18 protein-coding genes, 1 tRNA gene and 4 pseudogenes are annotated in these 24,453 nt (G+C 60.2%); 8 read left to right on the top strand and 15 right to left on the bottom strand.

The genetic code is table 11. From position 1 onward, the window contains the following. Nucleotides 1-18 precede the first annotated feature (18 nt). From NKJ93_RS31115 to NKJ93_RS31080, 8 genes and pseudogenes are all read right to left on the bottom strand, one after another. Nucleotides 19-684, bottom strand: a pseudogene (locus NKJ93_RS31115) (IS5 family transposase); the annotation flags it as partial. A gap of 157 nt (nucleotides 685-841) precedes the next feature. Then, nucleotides 842-1,270 carry a type II toxin-antitoxin system VapC family toxin gene (locus NKJ93_RS31110; RefSeq protein ID WP_023722248.1) on the bottom strand — a complete coding sequence of 143 codons (429 nt, stop codon included), beginning with the start codon at nucleotides 1,268-1,270 and terminating at the stop codon, nucleotides 842-844. Beyond that, nucleotides 1,270-1,515, bottom strand: a complete 246-nt coding sequence (locus tag NKJ93_RS31105) for a type II toxin-antitoxin system VapB family antitoxin (protein WP_023722247.1) — start codon at nucleotides 1,513-1,515, stop codon at nucleotides 1,270-1,272. Before NKJ93_RS31105 ends, NKJ93_RS31110 begins: the two co-directional genes overlap by 1 nt. Before the next feature lie 748 nt (nucleotides 1,516-2,263). Further along, entirely contained in the window at nucleotides 2,264-4,261 is a 1,998-nt protein-coding gene (locus NKJ93_RS31100; protein ID WP_352593102.1) for a CHASE2 domain-containing protein, read from the bottom strand. A 63-nt stretch (nucleotides 4,262-4,324) separates the two neighbouring features. Continuing rightward, the gene (locus NKJ93_RS31095) at nucleotides 4,325-5,134 is read right to left on the bottom strand and encodes a FecR family protein (protein WP_352593099.1); all 810 of its coding nucleotides are present in this window, start codon (nucleotides 5,132-5,134) and stop codon (nucleotides 4,325-4,327) included. 11 nt (nucleotides 5,135-5,145) lie between these two features. Beyond that, on the bottom strand, nucleotides 5,146-6,417 hold the full coding sequence (locus tag NKJ93_RS31090) for a tetratricopeptide repeat protein (protein WP_352593096.1): 1,272 nt from the start codon (nucleotides 6,415-6,417) through the stop codon (nucleotides 5,146-5,148). A 312-nt stretch (nucleotides 6,418-6,729) separates the two neighbouring features. Next, a complete protein-coding gene (locus NKJ93_RS31085) occupies nucleotides 6,730-8,883 on the bottom strand; it encodes a SulP family inorganic anion transporter (protein WP_352593093.1) in 2,154 nt (717 codons plus the stop codon). A 139-nt stretch (nucleotides 8,884-9,022) separates the two neighbouring features. Further along, nucleotides 9,023-10,210, bottom strand: coding sequence for a magnesium transporter (locus NKJ93_RS31080; protein WP_352593090.1), 1,188 nt, complete (start codon nucleotides 10,208-10,210; stop codon nucleotides 9,023-9,025). 685 nt (nucleotides 10,211-10,895) lie between these two features. Between NKJ93_RS31080 and NKJ93_RS31075 the strand changes: the two are divergent. After that, a pseudogene (locus NKJ93_RS31075) lies at nucleotides 10,896-11,807 on the top strand (TIM barrel protein). 332 nt (nucleotides 11,808-12,139) lie between these two features. Here NKJ93_RS31075 and NKJ93_RS31070 read toward each other — a convergent pair. Then, nucleotides 12,140-12,304, bottom strand: coding sequence for a hypothetical protein (locus tag NKJ93_RS31070; RefSeq protein WP_352593088.1), 165 nt, complete (start codon nucleotides 12,302-12,304; stop codon nucleotides 12,140-12,142). Nucleotides 12,305-12,450: 146 nt separating this feature from the next. Between NKJ93_RS31070 and NKJ93_RS31065 the strand changes: the two genes are divergently transcribed. Together NKJ93_RS31065 and NKJ93_RS31060 are read left to right on the top strand one after the other, a co-directional pair. Further along, a complete protein-coding gene (locus NKJ93_RS31065) occupies nucleotides 12,451-13,158 on the top strand; it encodes a hypothetical protein (RefSeq protein ID WP_352593085.1) in 708 nt (235 codons plus the stop codon). After that, complete coding sequence (locus NKJ93_RS31060) at nucleotides 13,091-13,288, top strand: DUF2274 domain-containing protein (protein ID WP_502898330.1); 198 nt, start codon at nucleotides 13,091-13,093, stop codon at nucleotides 13,286-13,288. Before NKJ93_RS31065 ends, NKJ93_RS31060 begins: the two co-directional genes overlap by 68 nt. A gap of 90 nt (nucleotides 13,289-13,378) precedes the next feature. Here NKJ93_RS31060 and NKJ93_RS31055 read toward each other — a convergent pair whose 3' ends face one another. The 4 genes and pseudogenes from NKJ93_RS31055 to NKJ93_RS31040 all read right to left on the bottom strand — a co-directional run. Then, nucleotides 13,379-13,777, bottom strand: a complete 399-nt coding sequence (locus NKJ93_RS31055; RefSeq protein ID WP_352593082.1) for a LysR substrate-binding domain-containing protein — start codon at nucleotides 13,775-13,777, stop codon at nucleotides 13,379-13,381. Between the two features lie 295 nt (nucleotides 13,778-14,072). Next, a pseudogene (locus NKJ93_RS31050) lies at nucleotides 14,073-14,258 on the bottom strand (helix-turn-helix domain-containing protein); the annotation flags it as partial. Nucleotides 14,259-14,746: 488 nt separating this feature from the next. Then, on the bottom strand, nucleotides 14,747-16,963 hold the full coding sequence (locus NKJ93_RS31045) for a calcium-binding protein (RefSeq protein WP_352593079.1): 2,217 nt from the start codon (nucleotides 16,961-16,963) through the stop codon (nucleotides 14,747-14,749). A 782-nt stretch (nucleotides 16,964-17,745) separates the two neighbouring features. Then, nucleotides 17,746-18,069 (bottom strand): annotated as a pseudogene (locus NKJ93_RS31040) (SIS domain-containing protein); the annotation flags it as partial. A 182-nt stretch (nucleotides 18,070-18,251) separates the two neighbouring features. On the opposite strand from NKJ93_RS31040, the gene NKJ93_RS31035 reads away from it, so the two are divergent. Continuing rightward, nucleotides 18,252-19,520: a hypothetical protein gene (locus NKJ93_RS31035; protein ID WP_352593076.1), complete on the top strand. Its 1,269-nt coding sequence runs from the start codon at nucleotides 18,252-18,254 to the stop codon at nucleotides 19,518-19,520. A gap of 112 nt (nucleotides 19,521-19,632) precedes the next feature. On the opposite strand, the gene NKJ93_RS31030 is transcribed toward NKJ93_RS31035, so the two are convergent. Both NKJ93_RS31030 and NKJ93_RS31025 read right to left on the bottom strand, forming a co-directional pair. Next, a tRNA-Gln gene (locus NKJ93_RS31030) sits at nucleotides 19,633-19,707 on the bottom strand. A gap of 121 nt (nucleotides 19,708-19,828) precedes the next feature. After that, on the bottom strand, nucleotides 19,829-20,173 hold the full coding sequence (locus tag NKJ93_RS31025; protein ID WP_352593073.1) for a VOC family protein: 345 nt from the start codon (nucleotides 20,171-20,173) through the stop codon (nucleotides 19,829-19,831). A gap of 185 nt (nucleotides 20,174-20,358) precedes the next feature. Here NKJ93_RS31025 and ppdK point away from each other — a divergent pair, with 185 nt between their 5' ends. The 4 genes from ppdK (at nucleotide 20,359) to NKJ93_RS31005 (ending at nucleotide 24,073) form a co-directional block, all read left to right on the top strand. Continuing rightward, nucleotides 20,359-23,067, top strand: coding sequence for a pyruvate, phosphate dikinase (gene ppdK, locus NKJ93_RS31020; RefSeq protein ID WP_352593070.1), 2,709 nt, complete (start codon nucleotides 20,359-20,361; stop codon nucleotides 23,065-23,067). A 154-nt stretch (nucleotides 23,068-23,221) separates the two neighbouring features. After that, entirely contained in the window at nucleotides 23,222-23,407 is a 186-nt protein-coding gene (locus tag NKJ93_RS31015; protein WP_352593067.1) for a hypothetical protein, read from the top strand. Nucleotides 23,408-23,577: 170 nt separating this feature from the next. Next, on the top strand, nucleotides 23,578-23,727 hold the full coding sequence (locus tag NKJ93_RS31010; protein WP_352593064.1) for a hypothetical protein: 150 nt from the start codon (nucleotides 23,578-23,580) through the stop codon (nucleotides 23,725-23,727). A 178-nt stretch (nucleotides 23,728-23,905) separates the two neighbouring features. Further along, nucleotides 23,906-24,073, top strand: a complete 168-nt coding sequence (locus tag NKJ93_RS31005) for a hypothetical protein (RefSeq protein WP_352593061.1) — start codon at nucleotides 23,906-23,908, stop codon at nucleotides 24,071-24,073. Nucleotides 24,074-24,453 lie beyond the last annotated feature (380 nt).

The raw sequence follows: 24,453 nt of genomic DNA, 5'->3' as shown, positions 1-24,453 counted from the left end.
GGCAGGGCACGCAAAACGCTAGGACGTAGACTCATCACCGCGTAGCCAGATGCGAGTTGACACGAGTTTCAGGGCAGCAAGGTAGTTTTCTGCCAGCTTGTCATATCGAGTTGCGATGCGACGGAACTGCTTGGCCTTGTTGAAGAACGTTCGACGAGGTTGCGGGTCTTGTAGAGAAAGGGGCTGAAGCACATCGGGTCCTTGCGGTTGGCCTTGGGCGGGATGCTGGCCCATGCCTTTTGCTCGGTGACGGCATTGCGCAAGGCGTGGCATCATAGCCCTTGTCGGCGAGCAGCATGGCACCCTCGGGCAAATCCTTGATCAAGTCCGCTGCGTAGGCGATGTCACTCATTTGACCTGCCGTGAGCGTCAGCTTGATCGGCCTGCCTTCGGCGTCGACAAGAGCATGAATTTTTGGTCGTCAGCGCGCATCGGGAACGACCGAGACAATAATCTCGATCCCCCTTTTTGCTGTCGCGCCTTGCTGATGGACGCGAACAATGGAGGTATCGATCATCTGCACCGTTGCATCATGGGCTTTGGTGATGCCATGCATGAGGCGGTCCCACACACCTGCTTTCCGCCATCGAACGAAGCGATTGTAGCACGTGGTGCGTGGGCCGTATCGCCCCCTGGAAGATCGCGGCATGGCGCACCCGATCGCAGCACCCAGAAGATGCCGTCTGCCCGCTGTGCCTGGACGGTGATCGTGCCGAAGAAAACCAGTGCTGCAGCGAACGTTCCTCGTAATATTGCGTTTAACCATGAAAGACGACGATTCGCCCAAAGCATGCAAAAGGGCCCATCGGCTCTTGCGCCGCGATGCAAGGCCAGGAAAGCCTTACGCCAGATCAGTTTGTGAAAAGTCATTGCCCTTGTAAAGCAGGGCAAGCCGGTGAGCTTTCGCGCAAGCGTAGGCAAAACAATCGCCGAAATTGAGATCGGCTTTGTGCCCGACTGCTTTGCCGTATTTCATGCTGGCTTCGATCGCCCGGTCGCCGATGTCGCCGGATATCATGATTTCCTTGCCGGCGATCTCGATCAAAAAGGCGTCGACGGTCTCACGGGCTTGCGCCAGCATGTCGGCCGTGGGCTTGGCGTTCTTTTTGATGGCTTCGGCCGATGCTCGCGCGAGACCCTGGACTGCCTCGAACCGGACGAGCGGGGAGATATACAGCGGCTTGGTCGCGGCCGCGAGCCGCTTTTCCAGTTCTTCCGCGCCAGGTTCCTCGTTCAGGATGGCAACGATCACCGAGGCATCGACGAACATCAGTCGTCGCTCCACATTTGGTCGGTGAATTTCTTCATATCGAAATCAGGGTTGGCCGGCCCGATCCGCCGCGCCATTTCCTTGACTTTGGCAAGTCTCTCGCGCAGCGGGACGCTGCCGCGGTTGCGCTCGATCTCATGGCGCAAGGCGGTTCTGACGGCCTCGGTCTTGCTGCGCGCGTTGGTAATCTGCTGCAGCTCGACGGCCATGGCATCGACGTCGGGATCGCGAATGAAGAGCGGCATTTGTATATCCTCTGAGTGATATATGTGTATCATATCGCAGATATACTGGCCAGCGAATTCGCGAGCGGCGGTTTTGATATGGAGGGCAGGGAGGAATGCAGCTCGCGAAAATCCGTCGGAAGGTTCGGTTCTGGTGCTCAGTCCTTGGAATTGCTCGGCGTCTGAAACACGTCGCTGCGGCCATGTCACTGTCAACGCCCACATGCCCAAGGCGCATCGGCGCTACGTACGCCGACGCCTGCGCATCCCAACATCCGCGGCGACCGATTGATGTCGATAGACCGCCCACGCGCCCGACGAGGCCAGCGCCAGCTGCATCGATTGCGTCAGGTTCATAACGGCCATAATCCCGGCCCAGCGAACTCTCTCGGTAGGGCAGCTCGGGGAGTGCTACGGCTGGATGCTCTTGGGAACATCCCGAGCGCATGATCCGGCGGCGAGGATAAACAATCTGAACCACGCGCTGCCTCCACATGATGGCGCCGGCGAACTCAACGAAGCCGTGCTGCATTCGTGGTGAACTGGATAACACGGCCTATCTTCTCGCTCGAAAATTCGGCGGCCTCGACAATCATTGCCGGGGTTACCTCGACGGATCCCTTCGCCGTCTATCCGCGTCTCATCGGCTGTCGCGCTGATCCGGATTGACAGCCACCCGCAATTAAAGGGCCGTTTGATGACACCTAGGCCTCCCCAGCAGTATTAGTTCACAAAGCAGGTCGGCACCCCTGCCATCCGCTGGATCCGGTCAGCGTGTGCTTCGGGTTCGGGGTGCAAGATCAGGCGGTGCCATTTGCACGGATGGCGGCGAACCAACCACCACGGCAGGGGCGCCAGATTGCTCACCACGTTGGCTCTCTACTTCGCGGCTCATACCTTGGTGAGCAGCTTGCATCTCCGGAACGGTGAAAACCGGCACCTCGCCCTTGAAACCCTGGAGCTCAAAGGCGCCTGCCTGGACGACCGGCATCGATGCTCCTGCCGCAAAGCCGGGACCAAGCACCAGGGGGATGCCCAGCTTCTTGGTCGTCGACTCGAGCCGTGCCGTGCGGTTCACCGGGGAGCCGATCGCGGTGTAATCGAAGCGCCGTTCGGAGCCGAAATTGCCTACCGAGCAGATGCCGGTCTCGATGGCGACGCCGATTGCGATGGAGGGGTGGCCGTCCGCGGTGAAGGCGGCGTCTTCACGCTTCACCCGTTCGATCAGGGCAAGCCCCGCGTCGAGCGCGCGCTCGCGATGGTCCGGCTGATCAAGCGGCGCGTTCCAGAAGGCGAGCACCGCATCGCCCATGAACTTGTCGATGGTGCCGTCGCGCTTGAGGATCTCATCGGTCGCAATGCCGAGGAAGTGATTGACCACCTTGGCGATTTCCTGGGTATCGAGTTGTTCGCTCATCGTCGTGAAGCCGCGTATGTCGCTGAGCAGGATCGTGATCTCGCGCTTCTCGCCGGACAGGATCGCTTCGGTGTCCGAGCTTGCGAGGCGCTGCACCACGGAAGGCGACAGATACTGGGAGAACTGCCGTGCCAGGGTGGACCGGCGCTGCTCGCTGCGCCTGTAGAGAACATAGCCTTCGAAGCCGGCTACCAGGATCGTCGCAAGCGCCGGCTGCAGCGGGTCATAGAGTGCACCCTGCAGGCTGTATTCGAGAGCGCCGAACACGAACGGCGTGACGGCCAGCAGCACGAGAGCCAGGGCACCAAGCACGACGCGCCCGGCGAGCACTCCGGAAAGTCCGATGAAAACGACGGCACTGAGGACAAACCAGAGCCGCTCGAGCATACGCGCGTGCGTTGGCTCTGCCAGGTAGCGCCCGGCAAGCATCTGGCCGATTGCATCGGCGTGGATGTCCGCGCCTGGTCGCGCTGGACGTGTCGGGGTGGGCAGGTACTGCGTCAGTCCCACGGCCGACAGATCGACAATGGCGATGGCGTCCCGCAGCCGCGGATCACTGCCGCCCGAAAGGATAGTGCTGGCAGATATACGGGGCGTATCCGTGGCGGTTTCCCAGAGGCGGATGCTCCCCTCCGGCTCGAGCGGCACGATGGCGCCGGCCATCCTGAGTGCGTCGAACCCGGCGGCATTCATCCGGGCTATGTAGCCGTCCTGCCCGGCGTAAAGGCGCAGAAGCTCGAGCGCGAAGGACGGCCACAGCTGCACGCCTTGAGCGGTATTGCGAAGCCACAGCAGCGGCACATGGCGCAGTACGCCGTCGGGATCGGGCAAGGTGCGAATTACGCCGAGGCCCGCGGCGGCGTTGGAGAATTCGGCAAGCGAGCCGGTCAGGCCGGCGAAGCCGGGAAGTGTGTCGGGTACCTGTCCGACGATCGACCAGCCGGCTTTGGGCCCTGCTTCTGAAACCGTCGCCTCGTGGCCCAGGCTGACAGCAAGCGCCGTTCGACTTTTCGCCAGTGCCGCTGCCAGGCGCTTGTCTCCGGCGATGCCCTCAGGCGAGGTGTCGGCCTCGGGCAGTACCAGCGCAAGCCCGATGACCGCGGCGCCGGACTTGGTGATGTCATCGACCAGATCGGCCAAGAGGCCACGGTTCCAGGGCCATCGCCCATGTGCCTTGAGGCTGGCGTCGTCTATCGAGACGATCACGACAGGATTGCTCGTCGCCTGGCGCGGAGCGAGAAACTGGTAGAAGTCGTACGTGCGTTCGCGCAGGCGCGACAACGGCCCGTCAAAAGCCAAATGGCAAGCGAGCAGCAGGAGCACGACCACAAGGCCGGATACTTTGCGCATGCCAGCTTGCCGCCAATCAGCCCAGCGCCAACCCACCAAGAGGCTCATGTCGTGCGGCCAGGCCTAATCGCAGTAGTAGCAGCAACCCTCACCCTCACACTCGCCCTTATTCACGCCGCCGCCCACAGGTGGCGTTGGGGTGTCGGGGAACTCCATGACCACTCCTGGCAATGCGCCATCGGTGGAGTCGCAGACTTTGAGCGAGCCGCCGAGTGCCGACGCACAAAGCGCGCTTACATCCAGTCCCGGACCCGGTGCGCCTGGCAGGCCGGTGCCGGCAATCCGGTCGATGCTGTCCAATATCGGGAAGGTGTCGATTCCGCCGTAGCCGGTCAGCAGCTTGCCATCTTCCGATGTGCAGGCGTAGCCCGGGTTTGTGATGACCAGCCGTTTCCCATTGATCGTGCAGGTCATGCGGCCGGCGCGCAGAATGCCGACGGTCTGGCCGGCTGCCACCAGCACTTCGATGATGCCGCCTCTGGCTCCGAGCACCATATGCGGCGTCGCAACCTGCATGACGCCGCCTTTCGAAACCTGGCCGCCATAGAACCGGGCCAGGCCGCTGTTCATCCCGATGTCGATCTTTCCCGATCCGGAGCCCGGATTGTAGACGAATTCATCGATCGTCAGGCTGGTGTTCGGACCAATCTTGGCGCTCGATTCATCCCGGAACACCAGCATTCCAAGACCGGTGGGATTGCTGCGCAGCTGGTCGCCGAGTTCGACGCCGGCACCAACGTTCATTGTCCCGCCGTTGTTGCGGACGATGTTGGTCTGATAGGCCGTCATCGACCCGACCGTCTCAGCCGCGGATGGTGCCGCGAAGGCAAGGCAGGCGATAAAAATGGCGATCTGACGGTACGGGGTCCTCATCGCGGCCTCTTTCAATTGAGCGTCAACGTATAGCTCATGAGCATTTCGAACGATTTTCGGTCGCGGTTGGCGATGTCGAAGTTGGTTTCGCGATAGGCGAGATCGACACTGATCTTCTGCGCCTCCGTCAGCTGAAAATCGCTTTCCGAGGCAATGCGCCAGAAGTCGCTCTTGATACTTGTGCCGATGCCGATGGACAGATCGGGAGCGTCGCTATGTCCGGCCGAGAAAGCGACCTGGTGCGACCATGCGAAAAGATCCGGTACGTTCATCAACAGGCCGCCATAGCGGACCTCGCCCGTGTAGCTGCGGCCGATTTCAGATCCGGAGGCGAAGTCATTCGAGCCGACAAAGCGCAGTCCGAGCGCCTGGCCATTGCGGAAGCGGTAGCTGCCGCCTGCCTCATAGAAAAGCCTGCTATCGGCGAAAATGCCTTGCGAGGCGCCTAGATCGATGTAGCCGCCACCGGCGAAGAGCGTCGTCTCGACCGTCGGGCGTACAAGAAAGCGCCCACTGACGCCGATGCCGGTTTCCTGGATATCGCTGTCGAAGCGATCCGTAACTGTGAAGGCGGAAAGCAGCAGGCGCAGCGAATCGATCCCACTGTTGGGCAGCCCCTTGTCCCAGGTGATCGCGGCGTTGCCGTGGATGAAGGTCTCCTTGCTACCCGGAACCGACAGGTCTTCCGTGAAAAAACGCTGTGTCGCCGTCAACGACCCCGAAAGGACGAGAGCGTCGGCACTTGGCGTGCCGAGGTCCCACCGGACAAAGCCTTCCGCCCGCCCATAGGGCGAGACGAAGCTGTCGTCGTCCTGCGCCCCGCCCGGCTCAAAATCGGTAAATGCGCTGAACACGCCGCCGGTCAGGGCGAGTTCCCAGGTGACACCACGCAACGCGCGCTCGATGCGGGCGAGCAGGCGAACGGCTTCCTGCTGCTCACTTGCGGTCAGGCCGCCGACTTCGATGCCGTACTGCACCTGCCGCCGGGCCAATTCATAGGAGCCGACATGATAGTACAACCGGCTGGCCGCCAGCCGGGCGCGCGCATCGCGGGGATATTTGATCAAATACTGCTCGATTGACGAGATCGCCTGATCGTACTGCCCGGCGTTAACGGCAACCGTGACGAATTGGGCGAGCGTTCCGTTGTCGGCCGGACTGGCGATGCGGGCTGAAAAAGCATCGTCATAGGCCGAAAAAAGACCCTGCGCGCCGGCCGGCAATTCGCCGGTACAAAGCAGCGCTGCGGCGCAGCCGACGATCATTCGAAACGAGGATTGCATGCCGAGAACCCACCCCAAACCCGACTAGTGCGAACGATTTAGCACGACTACAAGAAAAAGGCGACTGACCTGTGACGAAATCGTCCGAGTTTTCAACAGCTGTTGCAGCCGCGCAACAAACTATCGAGTTAATTCGTATTTCGGCTGCGCTGCTTGCCAAAACATCTTATCGGCGTTGCTGTATCGGTTGAAGTATTCCGTAGCGATAGAAACTAACAAAACTGATCGCCCGCTAACGAAACTAGTGTGCTTCAAGATCAATATAGTTCGCGTGATTCTGCACGCATTTGGGCCCTGCCTGCCCCATCGATGTCACATATGGCTCATCCGAAGGTCTTCCGTCGCATTGCGGAGGCGATCGGAGAGCTGGCGGGCAATGCTTCTCAACACGGCTTGCGCGATATGCGGCTTGGCCTTTGATATCTTGTTGGCGGCAGACGAGGCCAGCTCATAGGCAACAACGTCCTCGTCCGCGATCACGTCGGTCGAGCGCGGTCGCTCGGTCAGGAAGCCCATTTCCCCCACAGTACATCCAGCCCCGATGCTCGCCAGCCGCCGCCGTCCGCCAGGCGCATCCACCCAGACGCTGATACAACCGCGCGTCAGCATCCACAGTCGGTCCGCCTGCTCGCCAGCGCGGCACAGCACGGCGCCTTTGGGGAACTCGACGTGGTCGAGATAGCTCATCAGGACCTTCAAATCTTCCGGCGCCATGGTCATGCCGAAATCGGTGCGCTCGAGCGGCACCGCTATCACCGAGCGGGCAGTACTGTCCGTGCGCTCGACGATTTCCTCCTCGAAGCGCTCCAGCGCTGCCTCGAGATCGGGGTAGATGTTGGGCCCATCGCTTTGTGACGTAAACTCCTCCAGGGCCTCGGCATCCCTGAGATCACTGAAGAACAATCGCTGACCACGCCGGGCGCTGCGAGCGGAGATCTGCTGCAAGGTCAATGCGCCGGAGGCGTCGACGTCGCTGACGGCGCGGAAATCGAGAATGATCACTCGCACCACGCTGGGCAGCCGGTCAATTTCCTCCGCGAGCTCATCGGCATTGCCAAAGAACAGCACGCCCTGCAGCTCGAGGACCGCCAGCTCGCGCTCGTGAATCGCCAGCAACTCGGTCTGAGCAGTGGAGCGAATGCGCCTGGAGCGCGTCTTGCCGACGATCTCCTTGCGCCGCACCACCGGTCGGCTCATTTCGATCATGAAGACAATGCAGGCCAGCGCCACGCCGACCACGGCGCCGATAACGGGTTGGCCAAGGACTGTGGCGAGCGCCACAGCGGCGACCACGGCCATATTGCGCCGTGCCTGGCTGCGGCCCGCCGCGCTGTCGCCGAGAAGTGCCTGCCGCGCCGCCCGCAGTGCCCAACGGTCGATGGTATTGATGCCGACGAAGACCAGAATGGCGGACAGCACAACCAGCGGCATCGAGAAGATCAGATTCGGGAACGCAAGGATGGCCGCAAGCAGCACCGCCCGGCTCGCAAACGTCGAGGTGCGCATGCGCCCTCCGGCACGGTAGTTGGCGGCGGTCAGCGCGGCCGACGTGGATACGAACAGCCCGCCTATCATGGGAGAGACAAGATTGGCCATGCCCAGCCCGACAAGGGCGCGGTCCTGGCCGACCTGAATGTCGGCCAGATTGCGCGCAGTGCGCAGGGTAAAGACGGTGTCGAGCGTTCCCACGATCGCCAAGGTCAACGAGCCCGCAATCAGGGTCCACCAGATATGTTTCAGCCCCAGCCGGAGCGTTGAGGCAGCCTCGATCATGCTTACCGGTGCCCAGCCCTCTATATCGATCGATCCGATAACGGGCCCGAGCTCAATTTCGGGCGCCCACAGACGGGCAGCATGGTAGATTACATAGCCGATGATCAGGCCGGCAAGCAGCGCCGGAACTTTGGGCGCATGCCGCGTGATCATCGCCATGGCCGCGATCAGCGCAAGACCGAATGGAAGTCTTGTGACCGTGGCCAGGCTGAAATCCGCCGCCACGATGCCGCTCCAGGAGGAGACCGCGAGAAGCATCGGCGTCTGGCTCTTGATGACCAGGATTCCGACGCCCGAGACGAACCCGGCGACAACCGGATGGGGGGCAAGCTTGACGATCCGGGCGAGTCCGGTTGCGCCGATAAGCATCATCCATAGGCCGGTCAGCATCACGCAACCGACGAAGGCAAGCAGCGCTTGTGTCGTGTTGCCGCCGAGAGCGACCAACAGGGATCCCAACAGGCTCGCCTGGATCAGCGAGTTGCTGGGCATGGTCGTCACGAAGCACGACCGTTGAAATGCGGACGCGACAATGCCGCCGACGATGGCAGCGATGACGCCGGCAAGCGCGCCTTCCGCCACCCGATCTGCGCCGAGCGGTGATAGGGCAAGGACGCCGGAGGAGACGCACATCGGCAATGCTACGCCCGCGGTCGTCATGCCCGCGGTGAGTTCCTGGGCCAGAAAGCCCATGCCTGCGCTTAAATTACGCGCAAAATCCGTCTGTATCGCAACCTGCTCAGTCACGGTGGTTCAAAGCTCCAAAAATCCAACGGTGATGATCCCGCCGACCGCGTCCTGTGCAGGACGCGCATCGGCGGACACGCCAAAACTACAACACGAGCATGGTGGCGAGCCCAAGCATCAGGCCCATGCCTACGATATCGGTGACGGTGGTAAGAAAGATCGCCGAAGCTACGGCCGGATCGGCGCCGACCCGCCGCAGCCCCAACGGGATCAGCACGCCGGAGATTCCGGACATGAGGCACGATCCGGACATGGCGAGCAGGATGACAAGTGCCAGCATGGGCGCCTGGGCTGCCGACTCCGGCTGCCGCGAGGCGTAGAACCACATGGCCGCAGCCGCCACAAGACCGACGAGAACGCCGTTGGCGATCCCGAGCGCGCCCTCCCTCATCACCAGGTGCAGTTTCGGTCGCTTGTCGACATCGCCCAGGGCAAGGCCACGTAGCGTCATAGCCAATGCCTGGCAGCCGGTGTTTCCGCTCTGCCCGGCCAAGACCGGGAGGAATGCCGCCAGGGCGACGATCTTCTCGATCGTGCCTGTGAACGAGCTGACCACGAAAGCGGCCATGAAGGCCGTCAGCAGGTTGAGCTGCAGCCACGGATGACGCTTCAGGAAGGCTGAAAACAGCGGCGTGAAAGAACGCTCCTCCTTCTGCACACCCACCATCTGGCCAGGCTGGGCAGAAATCTCGATGATTTGCTGCTCGAACAAACGCCAGCCACGGACCTGCCCGAGCAGCCGGTCCTCCGCGTCCACCACTGGATAGACAGGGTAGTGCCGGCGTACCGCTGCCTTGCAGGCGTCGCTCAAGGACAGACCGACGGGGAGGGCGAACGGCTTTGGCAGCATGATCTGATCCACCGTGGCGTCCGCTTCGCTCAGCATCAGATCGCGCAGGACCACGAGGCCAACCAGTTTGTCGCCCTCGTCGGTGACGTAGAGATAAGTGAGCTCGGTCGGCACCTGGGTGCGTCTGACGGCCTCCACCGCGGCGGCTACCGTCGTGCCGACAGGAACGCTGGCGGGAATCGGGTCGATCAGCTCGACGAGCGACTCGGGGATCGCGAGGTCCTTGCCATCGCCGTGAGGCTTGATAGGCCGCATGTGCGGCGGCAAATGCTCCGCCACCTTACGGGCGTGCCGGTCCGGCAACAACTTTAGTGTGTCCCGAATGAACTCGGGAGACTCTCGGGCCAGCAATACCGCCGCGTCATCAGGTGCTCGAGCACGCAGCGTGCGCACCAGCTTCTCAACGTCGTTCTCTTCCTTCATCTGTTCCCCCAATTGCGAGTGTCTTGCCTCTGACGGTATGACACGAATCTGATCGCTCCGCCCTGGCGCAGCGGCCTAAGCGCCTCGATCCGGGAATCTTCGCCTTCTCCAGGCGCCGAGTAGACTGTACCCAGACAAATCTGAGCCATTGCGGGTGCATACAGGCGGGCTGTAACCTCTGCGTGTCGCCGAGAATTCAACGTGTTGCGAACTTCACCGATCTTTTCGTCGGCTCTGCGAGCACGCCGCACCAATGAAACTTAAAACCCGGAAACTCTGCAGAGGCAGGGCCTCTGGCGTTCGGATGATTTGCCTCATGCGGCGCATCTTGCCAGTACCACCAGCTCTGAGGCTGATGAATTCGCCAGGATGACAGGGTGATTTGCGTGAACCGTAATGGTTTAGCCTGAGAAAGGGATTCTCTGTATGAAGTCTGTCCGGAACGAGAGGTGCTCTTGAGAGCTTGCAGGTCCGGGACAGGCAGCCTGCTTTGTGAGACGCGACGTCGCTTCGGTCCGATCCGCGTTAATGTAGGCCCACTGATCACAGCGGTAGACCGCTCGATCGCACCTGGGGGCGAACGAAGACTCGTTTCGAGAGTGGCATCGGTTCAGCAATTGCCATCTCACCTAGCACTGATCCGGACCGGCTGGGACTCCTGGCCGCTCGTCATCGGGGGATGCATATGAGCAACATTATCGCCACGGGTTTTAACTCAACCTCCCCCAATGGCGGGTTGGAGAGCATTGAAGCGGACCTTCGCAGCTTTGCGGATATGGGCGTCGAGGCCGTCGAACTGGGACTGACGACCTCGACCTCATAGCCGGTGGCCGTATAGTCCCTGAAAGAGCCGAGAGGTTTATCGCGCTGACGAGGCAGTTCGATTTCCGCTATACGGTTCACGGCGTCGTCTCATCGAACCTCATGGACCCGGCGGTCTGTCGTTACCAGATTGATGCAGCCAAGGCCTTGGTCGAACTCTGCGATCGGATCGATGCGCGCGTGCTTGTCCAGCATAGCGGGCATTTTCGCGCCGACCAGATTCTCGATGGTCCCGGTTTCGAGGAACGCGAACGCGAGGCGTTGTTCGAGCTCGCTGAGTTCAGCAAGCTCTATGGTGTGCGCATCGCCTTTGAGAACCTCTTCGCCATGGACCCAAGTCAGCGCCGGCAGACCCCGGCCGAGGTGGCGCAGACGGTAAAGGCGGTCGGCCATTCGAACCTGGTGGCGCTTATCGATTCCAGTCACGCTTATATTGAATCGACCCATCGCGGCCTGAACTTCCGTGAACAGCTGCGGGCTATGGCGCCGGTCACGGGGCACCTTCATGTCCATGATTCCTTCGGGCGCCCGCAGGGTCTCCATCGAACCTACCTCTCGCAGGAGAATGCAGCGCTTGGTCTGGGCGACCTGTTACCCCTCGGTTCGGGCGATATCGACTGGGATGACATCTTCCGCGAGCTGGTGTTCTTGCCCGGGACCGTCCTAATCATGGAAATCGGACCACGCTATCGCAATGAGCAGCCCGATAGCCTGGCCCGGGCAAAAAAACCTCATTGCCTTGAACAATTGCGCTGAGCGCGGAGCGGCGGAGTAAAGGTTGAGAATCCGCCGCCGTGGTGCTGCCAATGTCGGCCAGAGCTGCCGAACTCGTTGGCAGCGAGCCGTTCCGCATCAGCAAGATCAACCGTGACGCGTCTTGTCGACCTGTTTTCGAGAAGATTGCAAGAAGCGTGCGCCTGCCGGCCTACAATACGACGGCCAGCATTTGGTTGGCCGGTCCGTGACGGTCGAGCAGGGGCAGGGGCTGGAAACATACCAGTCACCCACCCGTTGGCCAGTCGGGCCGTCGGCTGATTTCTGCTCCATGTGATCGCATGCGTGCTCGCCAACCCGGTACCTTGGCGGCGTCCGCCAGTTCGCTTCTGACTATTCCCTTTCCTTCGCACTTATCTTGATTCCGCGCCGTTCCGCGTATTCGATCAATGCGAGTTCTATCACCGAGGTGATAGAACGCCGCTCCGCTTCGGCAAGCTGTTGCGCCAAGGCCAACACCGGCGGATCAAGGCGGGTGGTGAACGGCTTTTTTGTCATTTTCGCTCTGCGGCTTGATATTCGGTTTCAAAAGGCGCATAAATATGCACGTGCATCGCACTTGCATCGCACGTGCGGCGGCTGGCCAGAGTGCGCCAACACTCCAGTCAGCCTGACCACAACCCAAGCTGGATGGAGCTCGGATCATGACTGATTCCGACAATACCACGACTCTGCCTTACGTCACCCGCAGGCGAGTGCTTGCGGGAACAGTCGTGGCCACCACCGCGTGGACGCTCGAAGGCAACGCGTCCGCAAGCGGCGCCGGAAGCACGAATGTGCGTTCTGATCCTGCACTGGCGCTTTGGCGGGAATGGGAGAGAGCCCACAAACAGACCGAGCGGCTCTGCCGCAGACAGCAGCGCCTGGAGACAAGGCTTGTCGAGAGCGTTGGCTTTCCTTGTGTGACCATCCGCCTGGCCGAGGGTGAGCAGGTGACGGTCCATTCGATCGAGATGCTCAATGAACTGCTCGGCAAAGCGCCGGATACGGCGGCTCTCCGCGATAAGGCCGAAGCTGATTTCGCGGCGCATCAGGCACGCTGGGATGCGGCTGCGGAGGAAACCGGCTACACTGCCGCGTTCAGGGCCGAGCGCGAGGCTAGCGAGAAAATGCAAGATCTGCTGCAAGCGTTCTCAGCGACTCCCGCCACCACTGTCGCCGGTGTGGCAGGCAAGCTCGATGCCGTATTGCGCGAGGGCGAAGCCTGGGAGGAATGCTCCGAATTTCCTTGGCCGCAAATCCGTTCGGCGCTCAGCGACCTGGTTCGCATCGCCGAAGGCTTTGGTGCTGACCGGGCGTGGCGCCGAAGGATCCGTCACGACCAAGCTGAAACTCTCCGCTATTCCCGATGACCGTCCGGTCAAGATCACGGTCGAACTGCCCGGCGCCCTTCATCGCGATCTGGTCGCCTATGCTGAATTGCTCGGCCGCGAGACCGGACAGATAGTTGCCGATCCTGCAAAGCTGATAGCCCGATGCTGACCCGTTCATGAGAAGACAGAGCCTTTGCCAGAACCCGGCGAAGCCTGAAGCCGGGATAAGTGTTCCCAGTTTATGCCGGTCGGACGGCCGTCAGGACGAATACCGATCACGCAGGAACTCGATGAAGATCGGCAGGGCAGGATTGGCGTTATCCGGGCGCCAACGGGCAAAATTGTAGATCTGGATTGGCTTGATCCCGATCCGCAGCTTACGGCAGACTGCACCTTCAGGAACACTATTGGCATCTCCGTGGTGGATCAGAGCGACTCCTAGACCGTTTCCGACAAGGCGCAGCAGGATGCCCGCACTGACGCAATGTTCGACGATCGCGGGAAGCTGTACACTGCTTCCAACAGCATCGGCTAGGAGAAATGCTTCGCCCCTGCGCACTAGCAGCGTCTCCTGGCCTAGCTCCGACCACTCGATCACGGAATTGCTTGCGAGAGGATGATTTGAAGCAACAACGACGGCTAGGGTATCGTTCCACAATCTCAGTTCGAATGCGCCGCCAGTAGATCGGGAGGAGGGTGACGTCGACGTCCGCCCCGCCCGAGGCAAGCCCGAATTCAGGGTGAGATCCTTCGATCAAGCTCACGGTCACATTGGAATGACATTGCCCGAACTCGAGGACCGCATCCAGCGCTCGCCCGGCAAGGATGAGCCCGTTGGCGCCGATGCAAAGTCTTTGTTGTTGGTCTTTGAAGCCGGTCCTAGCCAGCGTCAGAGTATTGTCCAGTTCGAGCAGCACGGACCGTAGACGACCAAGGAAACGCTCGCCGGCCGGGGTTGGGCCAACGCCGCCGGCATGGCGATGAAATATTCTCGTTCCCATCGCGTATTCGAGATCGCGTATGCGCCGGCTGAGCGCGGTGTGATCGATCCCAGCGCGCCGCGCCGCTCGCAGAAAACTGCCCTCCTCGGCGACTATGAGCGCATAATTGAGGGTCACGAGTTGAATGGAGCTCCGCATCTCTGCTCGACGTCTACGTAGCGACAATTGAAGACGTTTTGAGCGCTTTTGGCGACCGCGGGCTATCACCAAATCTCAGTATTGACACTGAAGAGACCATCCACGCCGCTTTGCAACGCATACGAGGGCGTCAGATGGCTCGCAGCAACCTCTCACGATTACCGAAACGACCTCGGAACGCTCATCGGAGAAGACGAACCCGAATCTCTTTGGGTTTTGGCCTTGTCCTGAAGACAGCCTTTGGCCTTAAGTGGCTCTCATGTACAGAGAGGGCGGCTCGCCTTGATGCACTTGCAGCGATGATCCCGGATAACGCTCACAAAGATGCCACTCCGCCTTTTCGCTCACCATATGGAAAGGCACCCCGTAAGACTAGATCCATGGGGGAGATCATTGGCCAAAACTGGCATCATGCTTCGGGAATCGGGTCTTGAACGAAGACGGAGCGGCGGACCGGCTCGAGTTGAAGGTCCGCCGTTCCGGGTGATTCAGATCACAAGGAACGAACCTGCTGCAAGCGACAGACCTGGAGAGAGAGTGGCGAACTGTATTTGAGCTGCGCCGCCGATCCCGTCGCTGTCGAAAGAGAGCGCTCCGGTTGAGCTGTTGTAGATGATATGGTCGGAGCTATCATGCGCAGCCGTACCAGCAAAGAAGGCGTCGGATGAAAGGCCTCCCGCCTTAAGCCCGGCAAAAACGGCGTCGTCGAGCTGGATCTTGTCCTGGAGCTTGTTGAAGTCGGTAACCTTGTCGATATTGCCCGCGCCAAGAGCGCTATTGAACACGAATGCATCATTGCCTCCGTTACCGGTCAAGATGTCGGCACCTCGTCCGCCATTGATGACATTGGCGCCGGCATTGCCCAGGATCGTCTGAGCGAACTCGTTTCCGGTGAGGTTGATTGCCGTAGTGCCGGATGGATTCGCAGTGGCAAGAAACTCAACCTGTGAGCCTGCTGAAAGGGCATAGCTTACCGAGGCGAGCACCCTGTCGATGCCGCCGCCCGCCACCTCAACCACCTTGTCGCCCGCATTGTCGACATTGTACGTGTCATTGCCAAGATAGCCGGCCATTGTGTCGGCCCCGCCGCCGCCGTTGATGACATTGACGCCGGCATTGCCCTGGATGGTCTGGGCGAACTCGTTGCCCGTAAGGTTGATGGCCGCCGTCCCCGACAGCCTCGTGGTGGCGAGAATCTCGATCTCGGAGCCTGCTGAAAGCGTATGGCTCACCGCCGTGAATATCTTGTCGGCGCCGCCGCCCACCGCCTCAATGACCTTATCACCGGCATTGTCGACATAATAGGTATCGTTGCCGGCATAGCCGGCCATCGTGTCGGCGCCCCCGCCGCCGTAGATGATGTTAGCGCCGCCGCCACCAGTGAGGATATTTGTGCCAGCATTGCCAACGATCGTATGAGTAAACCCGTTGCCGGTGAGGTTAATTGCGGTCGTGCCGGCCAGATTGTTAGTTGCGAGGGTCTCGATCTCCGAGCCGGCCGAAAGCGCATAGCTTACCGAGGCGAGCAGCTTGTCGGAGCCGCCGCCCACCGCCTCGATGACCTTGTCACCGGCATTGTCGGCATAATAGGTGTCGTTGCCACTATAGCCGGTCATCGTGTCGGCGCCGCCGCCGCCGTAGATGACATTGGCGCCGGCATTGCCCTGGAGGATCTGGGCGAACTCGTTGCCGTTGAGGTTGATCGCCGTGGTCCCGGATGGGTTGTTGGTGGCGAGAAGCTCGATCTCCGAGCCGGCCGCAAGGGCATGACTTACCGATGCGAATGCTTTGTCGGCCCCGCCGCCCGCCGCCTCAATCTCCTTATCGCGGGCATCATCGACATAATAGGTGTCATTGCCGCCATAGCCGATCATCGTGTGGCCGCCGGCCCCGTGAAACACATCGTCGCCGCTGGTGCCATAAAGCGTGGTACCGCTCGTGTCGGAAGGAGGGGGAGTCGTAGTCGTTGCGAGGTTGTGTTGCCGGAAAACGGCCTGCAGTTCCGGGGAGCTCTCAAGCGCGGTGTCGCCTCGCTGAGAACCCCAGGCGTATGCGTAGTCGAAGGCGGGTGACGGAACCAGCTTGGCCCAGTGCTCCATCATGGTTTCCATCTGGGCGGCGGTGGGCACGACATATTTGCCACCCATGTCGGTGTTATACTCGCCGCCTCCAAACGCCTGGTAGCCTGGAACGATCTGGCTCGTCGGGATGCCCGATGCCTGAGCGGCGGCGACGAATTTGTCGATCATGTTGTAGTCGACCGCGCCATCCGTGCGGACAGGATAGACATCCACGCCGTAGTAATCGATACCCGTATTGGCGGGATTGTACGTCCCCCTAAAATCCGGATTTGCCGACGTCCCCAAGCTCATCATTGTGATGTAGGTCTTGGCGCCTGGAAAATGCGCATGAATCCAGTCGGATTCTGCCTTCAGATTTGCGGCGGAGGCGTAAGTGCCCCATTGGCCGGTGGGATCCGGCTCGTCAACCAGGAAGAACCCAAATACGTTCGGATTGCCGAGGAAAGGAGTAACTTTGTCGATAAAGGATTGGGTTACTCCGTTGGCTTCGTCGAGGTAGACCAAGCCTTTCATGCCTTCCGGCAGTTCGTTGACCTGCTCAACATATTGCACGCTAGCCAGATTGAATCCGGCCTTTGCAATGTCCGTGCCGGATCCGCCCGACGTGTAATGGAGAGTCGCCATCCATAATCCCTCATTTGATTCGATAGCGCCCCGCGGATGTCTGCCTACTAGAGGGTGTATATTAGCGCCAAATCACATACCTGCACGCCCTGATAGAATGGTTGATCGGCGGCAGGATTGTCGCAATGTCGGGAAAATTGTACTTTGAGTAGTGGGTGAGTTTTCAAAATTGCAATCTATTGACGTAGATTTTCAACAGTTAAACATAGAATCGTCATTTGACAAGTGTTATTGTTTCCTAACGCTGACACTATATAAAGATAATGAACAATTTATATCTTCTAACAAAACTCGACCAGTCAAAAGTATTTATTAGTGACGTTGGAAGCAAGTCAGTATAGAAACTTTTATAGTAGTACGCCTATCATAAGCTGTCGCGGCAAAATATTGTTGGCTACATCAGGATGTTCCAAGCTATAAAATAGAATGCCGAGCCATGGCGAGACAAGCAGGTTCTCTCCACAAGATGCATTGTCGTGCCGGCCAATCGAGCCGACGTTAAGCTAAGGTGTTAGCCGGACCATGTTCTCTGCCGGCGACACCACTTTGTTGTGGACAAACACTGGGCAGGTGCCAGAGCACGACTCAGTCATCCGCACCGACCCACTGGAAAGTCGGGCTATGCATGTCGAGCAGCACGATTCGGCCATACATCAGAAAGCGCGTCGTTGGGTCGGGCATGCATCATATGGAGGCCGCAATCAGCGGATCGCCTTCCTGACCGAGCTTCTGGTTGATCTCCGTTTCTATCTCGTTGGCGAGAAACACCCGCGACCAGAAACTTACTCCACCGTTACCGATTTCGCGAGATTGCGCGGCTGGTCGACGTCCGTGCCCATGAACACAGCGGTGAATAGGCGAGCATCTGGATCGGCAGCGCGTAGATGATCGGCGAGATGATTTCCGGCACGTCCGGCAAAACGATCGTCTCCATCGTCTTCACCGTGGCGTGTGCGGCGCCCTTGCTCTCGGTGATCAGGATGATCTTGCCGCCGCGTGCCGCGACCTCCTGCATGTTCGACACCGTCTTTTCGAAGATGCGGTCATGCCGGGGCGATGACGATGACTGGCATGTTCTCGTCGATCAGCGCGATCGGGCCGTATTTACGGCAAGGCCGTTGCGACGCTGGCAACTATACAACATGCTAGAATAGGCAATTCGGCCCGGACGCGTCTAGACCGCTTACGGCGAAGCAGGTAGTTTCCGTGTTGAATCCGGCTAGCAAAGACTAGCTGTCATCAACATCAGCGAGGATATAGCTTGATATTCGTCCTATGGGTCGCTTTGGTGGGCACCATCACCGTATGCCTTGCCAATTTCCCTAAAGTGTCGGTACCGTGGATTGGGGTCGCTGGGCTGTTTTCATACACCCTCCCGGCACTCGTCGGGCTCACCAGTCCAGTTGCCGCCCCTGGTATGACTGGCTACTTCGCGCCCACATCAGATCGGGCCACCATGGTCATGGCGGTTGTGTGGATGGCGTTTGGATTATCAATCATCGCTGCTAACGCTTTTCACGCCATAAATCGGCAAGAAGTTCGAGTTTTGTCGCACCCCCGCTACATCAATCGATTCTTGACCCTAACCTTCGTTCTCAGCATGGGTCTTTTTGCCTCGTTCGTCATTAGGTACGGCGGGGGTTGGTTCCTGCAAACGCGCTCAGATCTAAGTTCACTAGTCGGAGTGGACTGGCTAATCTGGAAATGGAGCAACGCCTTAGGTCTCCTCATCGCAGCGTACTTTTTTACCTGGTCGCGGCTATGCAAAATCTACACTGTCTTTTTCGGGGCGATGATTGTGGTCAACATCGTGGCTGGTGATCGCACAACACCAGTCATCGCCATGGTCGGCGTCATTGTGTCTCTGAGTTGGGGAATGCCAATTGGTCGAGCGGTGTTCGCTCCCAGGGCATGGCTTGGCGCCGGCCTGGTCCTTGCGATCATTTTTTTGGCCAAGCCGTTTTACGTGGCGCTGAAAACCGGAGCTTCGTTCGGCGAGGTTTTTAACAGCATGTCAACTATGTCATTCCAGATGGGCTGGGAAGCTTTCGGCACTCACGAGTTGCTGGAACGAGTCCTCGCGTTGAATGTTTCCTATTCCCCTTGGGCGACCGTTCGGGACTGCTTGGCGCAGTTCTTGGTGATGCCGTCGGCTTTCGGCTTCGGCAGCACTGGGTACAATGATCTGATACAAAGCCAAGTCATCAGCTACGCGACTTACGGGCTCGCGTCGAACTTTTGGGCACACTGGTGGTCGATGTTTGGCATAGTCGGGGTAATCATCGGCGGGATGGTTTACGGCCTGTCCTTAGTTTTCTTGAACAATTTGGTCCAGCGTAGCGGCGGGATGACGTTCTTTTTGTTTATCATTCTGGCCGCGACGCTTGGCGTCTATGCTCACCGAAACAGCCCCGAGAACGTTCTTGCGTTGATGAGGCCTATCGTGCTCGCATACGCCGTTGTGTGGCTGGCAATGTACTTCATCCCTTTTAGAACGACGGACGGAGGCATAGTGCGAGTAATGTCACCGACTAGACGTGTGCATCGGAACGCCTAGGCCGCAGCACCTCGCCGCGCCGTGTTTTTATGGTACAGGACCCGCATCATGTAACGGCGCAACGGCTTCGCAGGTTCTGTTACCCATGTCTCCGGAATGGACCCTAGGGCGATGGCTGGGGCGCCAGGATTCGAACCTGGGAATGTCGGTACCAAAAACCGATGCCTTACCACTTGGCGACGCCCCAACAGCCGGAGCGTGCCCGCTGTGCGCGCGGCCTTATAGGACGAGCCGGAAGAAAGCTCAATGCCGACATATCGACTATGCGCGACCGATTCACCAGTTTTGCAATCGTCACTTGAACGGACCTATTCACCCCACACCGCCATTTCATTGCCGGCCGGATCGACGAAATGGAACCGCCTGCCGCCGGGGAATGAAAAGATCGGCTTGACGATGGTGCCGCCGGCATTTTCGACGGCGCTCAATGTTTCCTCAAGTCTTTCGGAATAGAGCACGGGTAGCGGCTTGGCCGGCGCATCTTCGGCATCCGCCTGAAAACCGCCGTCCAGCCCTTCGGCAAAGGCTGAATAGGTCGGCCCGTAATCGGTGAACGACCACGAGAAGGCCGCGCTGTAGAAAGCCTTCACGCTGTCCAGCGTTCCGCCTGTCGCCGGCATTTCCAGATAATCGAGCTTTCCGGTCATTCTCATCGTTCTGCCCGTTGTTCTCGGTATGTTCTAAAACAAAGCCTTCCAAAAGCAAGTCTTTTCGGCGCCGCTTTTCATTAATCGATTGTAGAGGCCAGCCGGCCTGGTCGATGCCTTGCCTTTCGCACTGCAGCATCATATCGCTCGATTCACCAGCCTTTCCAATCTCCTGCAACCGGGGAGCAAACATGACCAAGTGGGTCTACACCTTTGGCGACGGCGCGGCGGAAGGCCGTGCCGGCGACCGCAATCTGCTCGGCGGCAAGGGCGCCAACCTGGCCGAAATGTGCAGCCTGGGCCTGCCGGTGCCGCCGGGCTTCACCATCACCAGCGAGGTCTGCAACGCCTATTACGCCAACGGCCACACCTACCCGGCTTCGCTGGAAGCGGACGTTGCGGTCGCGCTCGACCATATCGGTCGGCTGACCGGGCGCCGTTTCGGCGATCCCTCGAAACTGTTTTTGGTGTCGGTTCGCTCAGGTGCGCGCGCTTCGATGCCAGGCATGATGGACACCGTGCTCAATCTCGGCCTGAATGACGAGACGGTCGAAGCCTTGGCCGCCGATTCAGGCGATCCGCGCTTTGCCTATGACAGCTATCGCCGTTTCATCCAGATGTATTCCGATGTCGTCATGGGCCTCGACCATGAGGTGTTCGAGGAAATCCTCGAAGACCAGAAGGGCGGTCTCGGCCATGAGCTCGACACCGAGCTGACGGCCATCGAATGGCAAGGCGTGATCGCGCTCTACAAGGCCAAGGTCGAGGAGGAGCTCGGCAAGCCGTTTCCGCAGGATCCGCACGAGCAGCTCTGGGGCGCCATCGGCGCGGTCTTTTCCAGCTGGATGAACAACCGCGCCATCACCTACCGGCGCCTGCACGACATTCCCGAAAGCTGGGGCACGGCGGTCAACGTCCAGGCCATGGTCTTCGGCAATATGGGCGACACCTCGGCCACCGGCGTCGCCTTCACCCGCAATCCGTCGACCGGCGAAAAGCAGCTCTATGGCGAGTTCCTGGTCAACGCGCAGGGCGAGGACGTCGTTGCCGGAATTCGCACGCCGCAGAACATCACCGAGGCGGCGCGCATTGCCGCCGGTTCCGACAAGCCGTCGCTGCAGAAGCTCATGCCGGACGCCTTCCAGGCTTTCGTCAGCATCTCCGACCGCCTGGAAGAACATTACCGCGACATGCAGGATCTCGAATTCACTATCGAGCGCGGCAAATTGTGGATGCTGCAGACCAGGTCCGGCAAGCGCACCGCCAAGGCGGCGTTGAAGATTGCCGTCGACATGGCCAGGGATGGACTGATTTCGAAGGAGGAGGCCGTCGCCCGTATCGATCCGGCCTCGCTCGACCAGTTGCTGCATCCGACGATCGATCCGAAGGCGGCGCGCGACATCATCGGCGTCGGCCTGCCGGCTTCGCCGGGTGCTGCCACCGGCGAGGTCGTCTTTTCCTCCAATGACGCCGAGGAGGCCAAGGCGCAAGGCCGCAAGGCGATCCTGGTGCGCATCGAGACCAGCCCCGAGGACATTCACGGCATGCATGCGGCCGAAGGCATCCTGACGACGCGCGGCGGCATGACCAGCCACGCCGCGGTGGTGGCGCGCGGCATGGGCAAGCCTTGCGTCTCAGGAGCCGGCTCGCTGCGCGTCGACTACAAGGCCGGCACGCTGATGGCGATGGGAGCGACCTTCCGCAAGGGCGACATCATCACCATCGACGGCGGCAACGGCCAGGTGCTGAAGGGCGCCGTGCCGATGCTGCAGCCCGAACTCTCGGGGGATTTCGCCGCCATCATGGAATGGGCCGACGGCGCCCGCCGCATGAAGGTGCGCACCAATGCCGAGACGCCGCTCGATGCGCGCATGGCGCGCTCCTTCGGCGCCGAGGGCATCGGGCTTTGCCGCACCGAGCACATGTTCTTCGACGGCGACCGCATCATTGCCATGCGCGAGATGATTCTGGCCGATACGGAAAAGGACCGGCGAACGGCGCTGGCCAAGCTGTTGCCGATGCAGCGCTCGGATTTCCTCGAACTGTTCGAGATCATGGCCGGCCTGCCGGTGACGATCCGCCTTCTCGACCCGCCGCTCCACGAATTCCTGCCCAAGACCGAGGAGGAGGTGGCCGAGGTTGCCGCTGCCATGAACGTGTCGCCGGACAAGCTCAGGCGGCGCACCGAAGCGCTGCATGAATTCAATCCGATGCTCGGCCATCGCGGCTGCCGGCTTGCCGTCTCCTATCCCGAAATCGCCGAGATGCAGGCACGCGCCATTTTCGAGGCGGCCGTCGCGGCCGGCCGGAAGGCCGGCGCGCTGGTGGTTCCGGAAATCATGGTGCCGCTGGTCGGGTTGGTAAAGGAGCTCGACTTCGTCAAGGCGCGCATCGACGCTGTGGCCAAAAGCGTGATGGAGGAGACCGGCGTCAGGATCGATTATCTGACAGGCACGATGATCGAGCTGCCGCGCGCCGCGATCCGCGCCCATGTCATCGCCGAGGCGGCCGAATTCTTCTCTTTCGGCACCAACGATTTGACCCAGACCACCTTCGGCATCTCGCGCGACGACGCGGCCTCGTTCCTCGAGACTTACCGCAAAAAAGGCATCATCGAGCAGGATCCATTCGTGTCACTCGACATAGAGGGTGTCGGCGAGCTGGTGCGGATGGCAGTCGAAAAGGGCAGGGCGACGCGGCCGGACATCAAGCTCGGCATCTGCGGCGAGCATGGCGGCGACCCGGCCTCGATCCATTTCTGCGAGAAGGTCGGGCTCGACTATGTGTCATGTTCGCCCTACCGGGTGCCGATTGCCAGGCTGGCTGCCGCGCAGGCGGCTGTACAGGCTGCGAAAGCCGGGGACCTGAATAAATCTGATCGAAGGGATTCGGACAGATAAGCATGGTGACCACGGAAATTCTTACTGCCTGACGCCGAGCTTGGGGCATCGCGACCCTTCTAGTGGATCCCTCCGCGCAGCAAGGGTAAGTTGATGTTTTCAACCGGCCATGTGAATCAACCGGCCATATGAAAAAGAGCATGGGATGGTGAACATGTCTGATGATGAACAAACCGCTGCGGCGCGCTGGACGGTGAAGTCCGAACTCCGCGCGGTCGGCCGCGACAAGCCGCTGCTGGTGGTGCTGGCGGCGATCCTCTGCCTCTATTGTGCGTTTATCGCCGGACCGATCGTTTACGCGGTGCTGGCCATCAACGGCATTGCAGATTTCTTCAAATGAAGCCGGTTCCGGTGATCTCGCTCCGTTCCGCCGTACTGCGTCTATCGGCCCCGAAATTGCTTGACCTGGACGAAATTGCTTAGCCGGATGAAACTGTTCCCGTCTATCGTTCGTACCTTGGGGGTATGGGAGCACACGTGACGATAAGAATCAGGCTTCCGGGCGGGACTTTGAAGATCAAGAAAAGGGACGAGCTGCGCCGCCGCGAGCAGAAGCGCGAGGTGCCGGTTTGGCAGGTCAGCAATTACTTCGTCATCTGGTGGCCGAGCGGCATGTCCGGTCGCCCATCCTCGCCCAAAAAATCCTCGCCCAAGAAATAACCCGCGCGTCCGACGATCTCGGCTCGGCACTGACGCCTCGGTGCGGGATCAGGAACCGCCGTGCGCGCCCAAACCTCCGACGGCCGCTCAACTAGTCCCAGAAATAGTCAGCGACCAGGCATTGACTCTTTCGCGACGGAAGGTCTCTCGTGCTGCATTGCACAATGGAGCAGGGCCGATGGCGGTGCGTATCAGGATGCCGGGCGGCACGCTGAAGGTGAAAGTGTACCGCGAATTGCGCGACCGCGAGCGCGCCCGCCGCATACCCGTCATCAAGATCGGCCCGATCTACTTTACCTGGTGGTCGAACCGCCAACGTCCCCTCAACGATCAGCCGCTGGGCTGATACCAGACGCCAGCCCAGCCAAAGCATTGATGGCCCAGCTTGGCCTCGCGCGGAGTGCAAACGAGGGGGGTGATGAGCCATAGTTTGGGGTGGCAATAGCTGTCGTGAAGTCAGGCTCGGGCCATCTTGCACTGTGTGACCAGAGAACTGTGCCGCTGGCCGGTGCGAACAAGGCTTTCGTCTGACGGTTGGAGGCAACCGGAGTAGTGTGCGTCAAGTTCTGCAAAATGGCGTGGCATCGCGGTGACGTCGGCGTGTCCGCCGCGCAGCCCCCGTGTTTAGCGGAGCGGCGGACGGGACTGTCGGGAATTCTGTGCGCGAGGCCATGATGATGGAAAGGAGAGAATCATCGCATGGCTATTGAGAAGGAACTTCTGGAC

This window comes from Mesorhizobium sp. M0028 (assembly GCF_040323855.1).
Taxonomy (GTDB): domain Bacteria; phylum Pseudomonadota; class Alphaproteobacteria; order Rhizobiales; family Rhizobiaceae; genus Mesorhizobium.
Note: the sequence above shows the minus strand (reverse complement) of the source record. Positions and strands in the feature narration are given on the sequence as shown.